This window comes from Schaedlerella arabinosiphila (assembly GCF_003885045.1).
Lineage (GTDB): Bacteria > Bacillota > Clostridia > Lachnospirales > Lachnospiraceae > Schaedlerella > Schaedlerella arabinosiphila.
In genome coordinates this window covers 980,470-993,050 of the sequence record NZ_RHJS01000002.1, presented here as the reverse complement: position 1 = coordinate 993,050, position 12,581 = coordinate 980,470, and the positions used below count along the sequence as shown (strand labels likewise).

Below are 12,581 nucleotides of genomic sequence, written 5' to 3'. Positions count from 1 at the left end.
CATTTTTCACTTAGAGTACTCACTTATTGCTCCTGTTCATTCAGCGCATCAATGACCGCTTCATACAGCGGGCGTGCCTCCGGCGCCGCCCCGAGCATCTCCGCAAAGGTCATCTGATAAGCGAATTGGATCATCGGGCCTTCCAGCATTCCCGGCGCCATCCGGTTGAACATTTCAACCGCAAGGGGCTGTGCCAGCACTTCCGAGAGCGTACTGTCCAGACTGAAGCGTTTTACTTCCAGGCTGGTATCTGTTTCATATTCATACGCATAGCTTCCGGAACCAAGCCTGATCTCTCCCTCTTTTTCCGGCAGGATCAGCACGGCGGAGGTGTTGGCCGGCACCTGCACATGTACGCGGATCTTTCCGTTTCTGCAGGAGGTCTGCACCTCAATTTTTCCATATACCGATTCAAAGCTGACCCCGGTCTCCTCTATTCCCTTCACAAACATGGGCCTGACCAGGAATTTTTTATACCCCGGCTCAAGCTGCGATAAGCCCGCAGCCTTCCTGTACAGCCAGTCCCCCACGGAGCCGTAGGCATAGTGGTTCAGTGAGTTCATTCCCGATTCGTCAAAGGAACCGTCCTGCTTGATGGAGTCCCACCGTTCCCATATCGTCGTCGCCCCTTGATTGACAGCATAGAGCCAGGAGGGATAGTCTTCTTTCATAAATAAAGTCCCTGCCGTCTGATGGGCCCCATTTTCCGACAGGGCATGGCATATGTAGGGCGTCCCTACAAACCCTGTGGACAAATGATTTTTGTGATTTTCAATATTGGTCAGCAGGTTTTTTAAGATTCTCGGCCGATCCTGCTCCCGTGCCAGATGAAAATACAGTGACAACACAGCCCCTGTCTGGGTCTCGCTTACGATGCGGCCGGTGGGTGTATAATATTCCTTCCGGAACGCCTCCAGCGTCTGCTCATAAAGCTGCGCGTACCTCCGCGCCTCCTCATGCCTGCCAAGAACTTCTGCGCTTCTTCTTACCAGATCCGCGGCATACAGATAATATGCGTTGGCAATCATGTATTTGTCCGTGGCGCCTGTGCGGTCTGCACTTTCTTCCTTATCCAGCGCCAGCCAGTCTCCATACTGGAAGCCGGACTGCCACAATCCGTTTTCTCCGCAATGGCTCTGGATATGATCCACCCACTCATGCATACATTTCCAATTTTCCTCAAGAATCCGCCTGTCTCCGTAAATCTGGTAAACCACCCAGGGGACAATCACCGCCACGTCGCTCCAGGCCGCCGCGCTGTACTGCCTGAGGATATCCGGCACGACATGGGGCACTCCTTTTTCCAGAGAAGACTCTGCCGCCACATCCCGCATCCATTTGCTGAAAAACAATGCCGTGTTTCTGTTAAACGCCGCTGTCCACGAAAAGATCTGCGCGTCTCCGGTCCATCCCAGGCGTTCATCCCTCTGCGGGCAGTCTGTTGGAATATCCAGGAAATTGTCCCTCTGGCTCCACGCAATGTTGCTCTGAAGCTGATTTACTTTTGGATTGGACGTCCAGAAGCTTCCGGTCTTTTCCATGTCCGAATGCAGCACACATGCGGTAAACTGCCCCGGCTCCATAGTCTCCATCCCCTCCACGCAGATGTAGCGGAATCCATGAAACGTAAAATGGGGATGCAAAATCTGATCCTGTCCGCTGCAGATATAGGTATCCGCAGATTTTGCCTGCCGGAGTGTTTCCGGATAAAAGTTTCCGTCTTTATCCAGGGTTTCCGCATGGCGGATCTGAATTTTCTGCCCCTTTTTCCCGTGTACATGAACTTCGGCAAAGCCTGTGATATTCTGCCCGAAGTCCACCAGCTTCTCACCCTTTGGCGTAACGATCAGTTTTTCGGCAGGGATTCTTTCCGTAATTCGAACCGGTTCGTTCTCCTGAGCGGTAAGGACGGATTTGTCAAAATCCATAACCGATACCTGTCCTGTCTGGATCTCCGGGGCGTCTGTGTCAACGGTCTCACCCATATAAATCTCGCTGTAACGAATCTTTCCGGTCCTCACACCCCAGCTCGGATCTGTTGCAATGCTCTCCCGGCTCCCGTCTTCATAAACAATACGCAGTTCTGCAAATGCAGATACTCTGTCTCCGTATTGGTCCGGCTGACAGTAAAATCCCAGGATGCCTTTGTACCAGCCATTGCCCACCGTCATTTCAATCCGGTTTGCACGGGAAAGCTGCTCTGTAACGTCATAGATCTGATACTGAAGCCTGTGGTGATAGCTTGTCCATCCCGGAGCCATGTAGTAATCTTCCACCTTTTTTCCGTTCAGACAGACTTCATAAACGCCGTGAGCCGTAGCATATAGCCTTGCCCGGGCAACCTTTTTTCCGATGGAAAACTCTTTCCAGAACACCGGGCAGGCCGTTTCTTCTCCGGCAAAATCATGCGTGATCATGTCCCCGTGGAAGCCCTGATTGTCAAAGATCCCTGTCTCGAATGTTGTGTCCGCATATGCCCTGTTCCCATGGTTATCTTCCGTCTGGATTCGGACATGGTAGACGCATTCCGGTTCCAGCTCTGTCCCATCATACTCCAGAAGAACCGATTCATCCGACTCTGTCACACCGGTATCCCAGACGATTTCTTCCAATTGCTGCTTAAGCCCGCTCCACGGCCCTGCCCCTTCCGGCCGGGAGTTTAAATCCGGAATGCATTTTTTTACAACAATCTGATAACTCTTCTGTACAGTCTCTTTCTCATCCGACTCCATTTTCCATGAAAAGCGGGGTCTTTTTACAGAGAGCCCTATGGGATTCTTACGGTATTCTACTCGTACGTCTCTTAAATTCATCATGGATGCTCCTTTTCCTTTCGTGCAATTGTTTTCTATCAGTATAAACAGATCTGCAGGAAAAGTATTGTAAATTTACGCTTTATTTTGTAAATTTGTGTCTTGATCCAGAAAACCTGACGCGCGCCCTGGATACCGGATTTCTGTGCATCCTAAAGTCCGCTTCCAGTCACCCCTTCCTGTTCCCTCTGCCGCAGATGCCTGCCGATCACCAGCAAAAATGTAGTCGTTGACACAGCCGCTGCCGTCACGTCCATGATGGGCTCCGCGTAGAAGGCAGCCTTTGCAGTCAGCGCCGCCGGAAGCGCCAGGGTCAGCAAAACATATCCTGTTTTTCGGAATAAGGACAGGCACAGGGCCGTCTTGGTTCTGCCCAGCGCCGTCAGGCCGTCTACCAGTACATACTGGAAGCTCATCGGAATGACTCCCAGCGTAAACACCCGGATTCCCCACACCGCAAGGCCGGCCAGCTCTTCCTGCCTTGTAAAGATCATGACAAAATACGGCGCGGCCACCCGTGTCAGCAGAAACATAATGGTGGTAAAGATGATCCCCATCCGCAGGATGCTCCACTCCGCTTTTTTCACCCGTTCCGTCTGCCTTGCCCCGTAATTGTAGCTTAAAATCGCCTGTGTCCCGCCGCTGATGCCAAGCAGCGGGCCGGATATCAGCATCATATAGCTCTGTACGATGGTGGCTCCGGATATCAGCAGGTCACCCTGTCCCGCCCCGCCGTATTTCTGGAGCACCGTATTGGTGACCAGTATGATCGCACTGTCCGTTGCCAGAATCATAAACGGGGAAAAGCCGACCGCAATGATTTTCAGCATGGTTTTTCCCGAATAATTTCCGAAACAGATTCCGATGGGCGCCTTCTTTCCTGTTAAAAACAGAACCGCAAACAGGCAGGACGCCGTCTGCGCGATCACCGTCGCGATGGCCGCCCCTGCCACCCCCATATTCAGTCCGAAAATGAACACCGGGTCTAATACGATGTTCGTGACCGCGCCTGTCAGTACAGTTGCCATTCCGACGGTGGAAAAGCCCTGGCATGTAATAAAATAATTCAGTCCCAGCGACATCAGCGCGAAGAATGTGCCTGCCGTGTAAATCGTCATATAGGTATTGGCATACTCAAACGTAACCTCGCTGGCGCCGAACCACATCAGCAGCCTGTCCTTGAGCAGCAAAAATGAAATTGTCAGCACAGCCGCAAACACAAGCAGCATCAAAAAGGAATTTGACATCAGCTGCCTTGCCCGCTTTTCATTGCCCTCCCCCTGGCGCATTGCCATCAGGATAGAGCCTCCCAGCCCCACCAGTGTTCCGAAAGAACTCAAAAGTGTCACGATGGGGCCGCAGATGCCCACGCCCGCCAGAGCCAGATCCCCGATGTCCGGGATATTTCCGATGTACATCCGGTCTATAATGCTGTACAAAATATTGACAAACTGGGCAATCATCGTCGGAACTGCCAGCCGGAGCACCAGCCGCCCAATCGGATCCCTGCCCAGATCATTTTCTTTTCTCACGGTATTTCCCCCCTGTATTCATGCAGTCATACTGCGGTTTTCTCTCTATGAATAGTAAAGAGTACATTACATTAGCATACCTCATTCCGCAATGAGACGCAAGAACAAAAACAGGGCTGGAATTTAGGTTGATTTTTAAATTTCAATTGCGTATACTATAGCCATGGATCATACAGGATTGTTAGAGAGAGCGCTTGCCGCTGATAGTTTTCAGGAGGTTACCTATGAAAGTAGAAGAAAGATTTCTAAAATACGTCTCTTATTGGACCACGTCCTGCGACGGGCAGGAGCAGATTCCCAGCACGGACCGGCAGTTTGAACTTGGCCGCGCCCTGGCAGAGGAGCTGCGTGAACTGGGGCTTTCCCAGGTAAAATGCGACGAACACTGCTATGTATACGGCCTGCTTCCGGCCACAGAAGGGTATGAGCACAAGAAGGCCGTGGGATTGATCGCCCACATGGACACAGCGCCGGATTTTTCCGGCAGAGATGTGCATCCGGTCATCATCCCGGATTATGACGGCGGGGACGTGACCCTGCAGGCCACCGGGGACGTGCTCCGGGTATCGGATTTTCCAAGGCTGTCCTCCCGCAGGGGGCAGACCCTGATCGTGACGGACGGCACCACGCTGCTGGGCGCGGACGACAAGGCCGGGGCCGCGGAGATTATCACCGCAGTGGAGCAGATTGTCCGGGAGCAGATTCCCCACGGGGATATCTGGGTGGGAATCACCCCCGACGAAGAGGTGGGGCGGGGCTTCGAAGCCTTCGACCTGGAGCACTTCAAAGCGGATTATGCCTACACCGTAGACGGGGATTATGAGGGCGAGATCTCATATGAGAATTTCAACGCAGCCGCCGCCGTATTTCAGTTCAAAGGCGTTAACGTCCATCCCGGCAGCGCCAAGGATATCATGGTCAATGCAGGCTCCATTGCCTGCGAGCTGCACCGCGCGCTGCCCACGGAGGAAGTGCCGGAGCACACCGAAGACCGGCAGGGCTTCTACCACCTGACCGACATGCAGGGGGAGGTGGCCCATGCAAAGCTTCAGTACATCGTCCGGGACCACGATCAGGAAGCCTTTGAAAAACGGCTTGCCTTTCTTAGAGATCTGGAAGCCTCCTTCAATGAAACCTACGGACAGGGCACGGTGACCCTGACCATCACCCAGAGCTACCGGAACATGCTGGAGGTGGTGAAGGAGCATTTTTACATCATAGAAAAAGCCAGGGCTGCCATGAAGGCCGTCGGCATCACGCCGGAATCTCCTGCCATCCGCGGGGGCACAGACGGCGCGGAGCTTTCCTTCCGTGGACTTCCCTGCCCCAACCTGGGCACCGGCGGAGAAGGGTTCCACGGGCCCATGGAGCATATCACGGTGGAAGCCATGGAACAGGTGGTAAAAGTTTTGATTGAGATTGCAAAAAACCCGGCTGACTGAACAGCCGGATCTTTCTGATTCCTATTTTCCGCTGCAGTTATGTATCTGCACAGTGTTTCACAGCCGCGGCGGAATTTCGATTCTTTCATTGAGCAGGCAGATTCGAAATTCCGCCCCTTCTCCTACCTCTGACTTTACTTCAATATACCCCTTCTGCAGTTCCACGATCTTTCTGGCAAGGTACAGCCCGATCCCCACCCCTTCCTGCTCGTGAACCTCCGGTTCCCTGTAAAACCTGGTAAAAATCTCTGCCTGCCGTTCCGGCGCGATTCCCTTTCCGGTGTCCCGAATGCGGATCTGTGTAAAGATTTCCTGCACCACGGTCTCGATGCGGATAGAACCCCCTCTTTCCGTATATTTTACCGCGTTGTCCAGAAGGTTGAATATGGCTTCCTCCGTCCATTTCCCGTCGTGGCGGACCCGGATTTCCCGATCACACTCCACATACAGCCGGATCTGCTTTTGCTCCGCCCTGGGAACGACCGCAGCCACCGCCCGTCCGATGGTCGCCCGAAGATCGGTTTCATGATCCCGAATCCGAATGACGCCTGTTTCCAGACGGGAGATCTTGACCATGCCCTGTATCAGGAAGTCCAGCTTTCCAATCTGGCTCTCCATGCTTTTCAAAAATTCCTCCGCCCGGTCCGACATGGGTTCATCCTGGAGGATCTCCATGCACAGCTTCAGATTGGCGGCCGGCGTTTTCGTCTGGTGGGAAATGTCCGAGATCAGCTCCTTCATTTTATTTTTTTCGGACAGGCTTTCTTCCTCTTTTCTCTGCCAGACATGGTTCACCCGCCGCAGCTTTTCGCAGACCATTCCCCACAGCGAATCCTCATCCTCCCAGTCCCGCTTCGGCTCTTTCCCGGAAAGGATGTCGTCCAGGCTTTCTTCCAGCCGTTTTGCAAACCGGTAAATATCCTGTTTCAAAACATACAGCTTCCACCCCAGAACTGCCGACAGAAGCAGCGCGCACGCAGTCAACACCATCATCCCAGCCATTGATACCCCATCCCATATACATTTGAAATATACCGGTGCTCCTCATCCTCGATCTTCCTCCGAAGCCGATTCACATTGACGGCCAATGTGTGCTTGTCCACAAACTGCCCGTTGCTGTCCCAGAGCCGCTCCAGCAGTACCTCATAGGTCAGAAGCTGCCCCCGGTTGGTCACAAACTGCTTTAAAAGCCGGAACTCCGTGGGGGTGAGCACACATTCCTGTCCCCCCGCTTCCGTTTTTGCGGTTTCAAAATCTGCCTTCAAAAAACCGTCGTCAAAGCACAGATGCCCGTCCGTTTCCGTCCTTTTCAGAATTACATCAATCTTTTTCAACAGGATTTTCATGGAAAAGGGCTTCGTCACATAGTCCTCCGCCCCCAGCTCATACCCGTTCAGCGCGTCCTCCTCCAAATCCCGCGCCGTCAGAAACAAAACCGGCACCGCCGCCTGCGCCTTCACCCATCTGCAAAATTCAAACCCTTCCCCATCCGGCAGGTTCACATCCAGCAGAACCATCCGCACGCCGCCCTGCATGTAGGCCCTCTTTGCTTCCTCTATAGAATAGGAAGAAACCACGCCGTACCCTTCCTTTTCCAGCGCGTAGCACAGGGCGCGGTTCAGCTTCCTGTCATCCTCTACTACCAACAGTTTCTGCAATCCCTTTTCCTCCTTCACCTGGTTTTTTTCCGTTCACCCGTTTCATTGTACCACAACGAAATCTTTTTTCTACAAAAAAATCATTTTCCCTGCACCGAAACCGGTCCCTTCCCCGTCTAATAAGTATAAAACAAAACAGAAACGGGGTGAACACTTTTGAACATGCTTCTGATAAAACGGGCGCAGAAACACGACACTGATGCATTTATCCAACTGATCGATGAATACAAAACCGCGCTCTACAAAGTTGCCAAGACCTATTTAAAAAATGAGGAGGACGTGGCGGATGCGATACAGGATACAATCCTGTCCGCCTATGAACACATCGGGGAGCTGAAAACCGTGTCCTATTTTAAAACATGGCTCACCAGAATCCTGATCAACCACTGCACCGATGTAGTCCGCCGCCAAAAGCGGACCGTGTCCATGGAGCAGGCCGAAGAACAGGCAGGTACATGGATCGAAAGCGACTACGAGTTTTATGATCTGCTGCGGGAGCTTCCGGAAAAGGATCGTTCCATATTTCTTCTATATTATGGAGAGGGTTTCAATATACGTGAAATCGCGGAGCTCCTGGAATGGAACGAAAACACGGTAAAAAGCAGGCTTCAGAGAGGCCGGAAAAAGCTGGAACAGGTATTATCATGCTAGTGCAGTGTCTGCATAAGATGGTATTTTCACAGAATACGGCCTGCAGGCTATGAACCTGCCAAAACAAATCAATTACAAAAAACAGGAGGACAGACTATGAGATTTTCAGAACATGAAATGAAGGAAATTTTAAGCAAGGATATTCAAATATCAGATACGGTAAACGAACGGATACAGCACACCTACAAAATGCTGCGGGCAGATCAGAAGCTGAAATCCAAAACTCCCCGCCGGAGATTTTCCTATGCCGCGGCCGCCATTGCCCTGACCGCCTGCCTTGCGGTGCCGGGAGGCGTATATGCGGCAGCAAACCTGGATTTCTTTGACGCAATGTTTGGAAACAGTACCAAAAAATCCACCCCTGTGATCGAGACAGAGGCAGATACGGGAAAAACGAATGCGGACGGATCTCCCCTGATGACCCCGGTCACCATCCCTTCCCACGAATTTGTTTCCGTAGATCCCCAGCAGGCAGAGGACCTCACCGGAGGAGGGTGCATGAGCGAGCCTGTGGTAAAGCAGTTGGGCGACCACACTCTGACCGTCGATAATCTGGTCTATGACAAAAACGGCGCTGTCATTACCTTTACGCTGGAACGGGCAGGCGGCGTGACTCTCCTGGTCGGAAGCGATGATACGAATGTACGAAAGGGCGCTTATCTTGCCGAGGACAGAAACTATGGTTTCTCCTTTGGAACCACGGGCGATATCTTCGGCGGTGAAAACATTTATGTAGATACAGAGAAGAGCACAGCCGACAAGATGTTCTGTACTGCTTATATCCTCTGGAACAAGCCTCTTTCAAAAGGGGTATTCCCTCAGCTTACCATCACAAAATATCCCTGCTCTGTAAAGGATATCAATCCCGGCGACCTGTCGGAAGAAGAATGGAGCGAGAAATATGCGGAAATCGAATCTAAAACCGTGACAGAAGACATCGTGCTGACAGACCAGGACGGCATTCCGGTACAAAACCTCGAATGCATCACCTATTCCCCGATTTCCATCGGTGTCAACCTGCAGGAGGGACTCGGGCTTTCTGCAAAACAAGCCTACGATCCCGGAAATCTCAAATATCTGGAGATCAAGTTTAAGGACGGAACCAGCTATGTCGTCCGCGATGTCGAAAATAACATTGCAAACAGCGGGTATTCCGTGGGTGGCGCAGGCAGCTCAGAGACCTGGTATATGACGGCCTTCAACCGCATCGTAGATATCAATGAGATCCAAGAGATCGTTGTAAATGAAAAAACATTTCCAGTGAACTAAAACGGCGCCATAGTGCTGCCGGCTGAATTTCCTGCTTCCCCGGTCCCTGCCGGCCCGCGTTCCCTGTTTGAAATTCGATACAGACAGTGTTTCTGTATACGATAAGCTTCAAACCAGGGAACGCGGTTTTTTTTCCTCGGTTTCTTCTGTTTCTCGGCTTGCTATTTACCCTCACTTTCGTTTCATGTAAAACATATATTATTTAATGATTATCATTAAAAATATATTGACTTTCATATAATTACATGGTATTTTTTAGATAGAATAGATAGAAGTTTTTTAGTATAGATCAGAGGACGAATGGTAAATAGAATTTTTACAGGCAGAGTTTTTTGGTCAGAGGACGAAAGGAGTTGATTGAACCGTGTTATTCAAAAGGAAGAGTGAAGAAGAACGCAGCGAACGGCATTTTACCCTGACAAGGAGGATTTATTACATATACATCCTTGTTACAGTCTATGATCTTTTCATGTATCTGGCAGGACTGGTCTCTGTTTTGTCACGCCCGGCCGCGCAGACGGAGATTATGGATACCGGGACGCATCTGTGGTTTTATACTCTGGGCGGCAATTTTGTGCGGTTCCCCAAGGAATATCTGCCTTTTGAGGTGGATGCACCGTCTGTTGATGGAAAACTATTTGCCGCCGCTTTTCTGTTACTGACATTTATGGCAAAAAAACTGCCCATATTCTTCATTGTGTGGAAAGGGTATCGGATTCTGCGCGCCATGAAACGGTCCTATACTCCGTTTGTGCCGGAGATTGCCGAACATATCTGCTGGATCGGCCGGACTGCCCTTTTCATCGGCCTGTTTGGGAACCTGACCATACAGGGGGGAATGTCTCTCATGTTCCAGCACAACTTTTGGTTCGAGAATCCAATGGAAGTGTCCTGGACCCTGGCAGGCCTGATCCTGCTGCTGGTCAGCGATATCTTCAAAAGGGGCTGTACCCTTCAAAAAGAAGTCGATGAGACGTTGTGATAAGAAATGCATACAAAAAGTCTGGCTGTATGGGGAGGTATGATAATGGCGATCATATTGCGATTGGACCGGGTCATGGCTGACCGGAAGATGTCTTTGACCGAGCTGGCCGTCCGGGTCGGTATTTCGAATGTAAACCTTTCGAATCTGAAAACCGGAAAGGTGAAGGCGGTCCGGTTTTCCACACTGGATAAAATCTGCGACGTGCTGGACTGCCAGCCGGGAGACATACTGGAATATCAGAGAGAGGAAGAATGAATGAGGTAGGTTGCTAATCCGAAGTCGCACTTTCATTGCAATAAATTGCATAAAAATGTGACTTCGGATTGCAACCGTACAGGTGGAAAATATTTGCAGAATGATTGCAGGGGATAAACGAAAATTAGTCTTTTCTTCGTCTTCAATCTATGCTACAATAAAAAAACAGGACGCTATAAGCGATGACTATTTTGAAACATAGGGAGGATGAACTGATGGATGATATGCATGTTCCAGAGGGCAAACTAAAAGGAAAATACAAACGAATCGGAGCAAAAGTCGGCAGAGTCGTCATCATCATGCAGGCAATTTCTATTGTAGTGGTCATGTTGGTGTGTATTTTTATGTACAACTCTCTGGTCACAAAGATGCAGACAGATCGCTGTACCAACGGTACAAATATGCTGGCCTATGAACTCGAAAAGCTGTCCGAGGGCGACGACCCCAATCAGCTTCTGGATGAATTAAAAAACCGCATGGGCTGTGAATTTACTATTTTTGAAGGCGATACACGTGCTTACACGACCGTGACCCAGGACGGGCAGCGGGTGGTAGGTACCCAGCTCTCTTCTGATCTGAATAAGATCGTACTCCAGCAGGGAGATACATATGTAGGCGAATCGGAAATCCAGGGAGCCAGCTTTCTGTGTTCCTATGTTCCCACCAAAGGGGACGACGGAAAGATCAACGGGCTGATCTTCGCAGGTATTTCCAGGGAAGAGGCCAAGCAGGAAGTCGTTCTCGTGATTGCCCTGTCGATCCTGGTCAGCGCGGTTGTAATCGGTATCTGTATTATGTTCCTGACCGGTTACATGAAGAAACGCGTGTCCCATCCGCTGGGCAAGATCACCAGCGCCGCCGGACGGCTGGAACAGGGAGATCTGGGGCTTGCGGACAATGAGGACATCCGGATCGACATTTCTTCCAATGACGAGATCGGCACACTGGCACAGATGTTTGAGGACACATTCGGCCGGCTGCGGTCCTATATCGGGGAGATTTCCGATGTGCTCGAAGCAATGGCCGGCGGAAATATGACTCAGGGCGCTACACAGGATTATCTGGGTGATTTCCAGTCCATCAAAAAATCCCTGGACAAAATCCAGTCCGCGCTGAACCATACAATGGGACAGATTTCCACCAGCGCGGAACAGGTTTCTTCCGGGGCGGAGCAGGTTTCCAGCAGTTCCCAGGCTCTGGCTCAGGGTGCTACCGAGCAGGCCAGCTCCATTGAGGAGATTTCCGCTACCATGGCAGAGATTTCCCAGAACGCCAAGCAGACCGCAGAGGCTGCCGAGAAGGCCGGCGAGTATGTCAACGAAGCAGGTTCCCATCTGGGAGTCAGCATCGGCTTTGTGGATGAATTGAATGTAGCCATGAAAAATATTTCCGATTCTTCTAAGAAGATCGGTACGATCATCGCCACCATTGAGGATATTGCATTCCAGATCAATATTCTTGCTTTGAACGCTGCTGTTGAGGCTGCCCGCGCAGGCTCCGCAGGCAAGGGCTTTGCCGTGGTAGCAGATGAGGTCGGCAATCTGGCATCCAAGTCGGATAAGGCTGCCAAGGCCACCAAGGAGCTGATCGAAAGCTCTATCATTGCTGTCACGGAAGGCGGCAATATCGTAAATAAGGTAACAGAGGCGCTGGATCAGACCAGCCAGAGCGCAGGACATGTGACCGACCAGATGTCCATCGTGGTGGATGCTGTAGAGAATCAAACTTCTGCCCTCTCTCAGGTTACCGACGGAATCGACCAGATCTCTTCCGTAGTGCAGACCAATTCCGCCACCAGCGAGCAGTGTGCCGCTGCCAGCGAGGAATTGTCGTCTCAGGCAAGCCTGCTGAAGAATCTGATGCGTTCCTTCAAGTTGAAGAATATACGCTAGGATCATTTTATAATTGCTGTGTGTTGTGAATAAAAAAACGACTGATTCCAGTCAGATAAAAACTGACAATCAGCTTCTTGCAAG

Annotated in this window: 10 protein-coding genes; 6 read left to right on the top strand and 4 right to left on the bottom strand. The window is 51.1% G+C overall.

Annotated features, from left to right (window positions below; genetic code table 11):
- Window positions 1–23 precede the first annotated feature (23 nt).
- Window positions 24–2,813, bottom strand: coding sequence for an alpha-L-rhamnosidase (locus EBB54_RS05035; RefSeq protein WP_125130608.1), 2,790 nt, complete (start codon window positions 2,811–2,813; stop codon window positions 24–26).
- A 152-nt stretch (window positions 2,814–2,965) separates the two neighbouring features.
- On the bottom strand, window positions 2,966–4,345 hold the full coding sequence (locus tag EBB54_RS05030) for an MATE family efflux transporter (RefSeq protein ID WP_125126606.1): 1,380 nt from the start codon (window positions 4,343–4,345) through the stop codon (window positions 2,966–2,968).
- A gap of 224 nt (window positions 4,346–4,569) precedes the next feature.
- Here EBB54_RS05030 and pepT point away from each other — a divergent pair, with 224 nt between their 5' ends.
- A complete protein-coding gene (pepT, locus tag EBB54_RS05025) occupies window positions 4,570–5,787 on the top strand; it encodes a peptidase T (protein ID WP_125126605.1) in 1,218 nt (405 codons plus the stop codon).
- A gap of 57 nt (window positions 5,788–5,844) precedes the next feature.
- Here pepT and EBB54_RS05020 read toward each other — a convergent pair whose 3' ends face one another.
- Complete coding sequence (locus EBB54_RS05020) at window positions 5,845–6,780, bottom strand: sensor histidine kinase (RefSeq protein ID WP_125130606.1); 936 nt, start codon at window positions 6,778–6,780, stop codon at window positions 5,845–5,847.
- Entirely contained in the window at window positions 6,777–7,445 is a 669-nt protein-coding gene (locus tag EBB54_RS05015) for a response regulator transcription factor (RefSeq protein WP_125126604.1), read from the bottom strand. The genes EBB54_RS05020 and EBB54_RS05015 overlap by 4 nt, the downstream gene beginning before the upstream one ends.
- A gap of 162 nt (window positions 7,446–7,607) precedes the next feature.
- Here EBB54_RS05015 and EBB54_RS05010 point away from each other — a divergent pair, with 162 nt between their 5' ends.
- From EBB54_RS05010 to EBB54_RS04990, 5 genes are all read left to right on the top strand, one after another.
- Window positions 7,608–8,096, top strand: coding sequence for an RNA polymerase sigma factor (locus EBB54_RS05010; RefSeq protein ID WP_004069220.1), 489 nt, complete (start codon window positions 7,608–7,610; stop codon window positions 8,094–8,096).
- 96 nt (window positions 8,097–8,192) lie between these two features.
- Window positions 8,193–9,365, top strand: a complete 1,173-nt coding sequence (locus tag EBB54_RS05005; RefSeq protein WP_125126603.1) for a hypothetical protein — start codon at window positions 8,193–8,195, stop codon at window positions 9,363–9,365.
- A gap of 364 nt (window positions 9,366–9,729) precedes the next feature.
- A complete protein-coding gene (locus EBB54_RS05000; protein ID WP_125126602.1) occupies window positions 9,730–10,347 on the top strand; it encodes a hypothetical protein in 618 nt (205 codons plus the stop codon).
- A gap of 45 nt (window positions 10,348–10,392) precedes the next feature.
- The gene (locus EBB54_RS04995; RefSeq protein WP_004069227.1) at window positions 10,393–10,605 is read left to right on the top strand and encodes a helix-turn-helix domain-containing protein; all 213 of its coding nucleotides are present in this window, start codon (window positions 10,393–10,395) and stop codon (window positions 10,603–10,605) included.
- A gap of 182 nt (window positions 10,606–10,787) precedes the next feature.
- Entirely contained in the window at window positions 10,788–12,497 is a 1,710-nt protein-coding gene (locus tag EBB54_RS04990) for a methyl-accepting chemotaxis protein (RefSeq protein ID WP_243127534.1), read from the top strand.
- Window positions 12,498–12,581: the final 84 nt, after the last annotated feature.

Excerpts from the sequence above, each read along its gene's own strand:
- EBB54_RS05035 (WP_125130608.1), bottom strand. The coding sequence starts at position 2,813 with ATGAATTTAAGAGACGTACGAGTAGAATACCGTAAGAATCCCATAGGG.
- pepT (WP_125126605.1), top strand. The coding sequence starts at position 4,570 with ATGAAAGTAGAAGAAAGATTTCTAAAATACGTCTCTTATTGGACCACG.
- EBB54_RS05020 (WP_125130606.1), bottom strand. The coding sequence starts at position 6,780 with ATGATGGTGTTGACTGCGTGCGCGCTGCTTCTGTCGGCAGTTCTGGGG.
- EBB54_RS05010 (WP_004069220.1), top strand. The coding sequence starts at position 7,608 with ATGCTTCTGATAAAACGGGCGCAGAAACACGACACTGATGCATTTATC.
- EBB54_RS05005 (WP_125126603.1), top strand. The coding sequence starts at position 8,193 with ATGAGATTTTCAGAACATGAAATGAAGGAAATTTTAAGCAAGGATATT.
- EBB54_RS04995 (WP_004069227.1), top strand. The coding sequence starts at position 10,393 with ATGGCGATCATATTGCGATTGGACCGGGTCATGGCTGACCGGAAGATG.
- EBB54_RS04990 (WP_243127534.1), top strand. The coding sequence starts at position 10,788 with ATGACTATTTTGAAACATAGGGAGGATGAACTGATGGATGATATGCAT.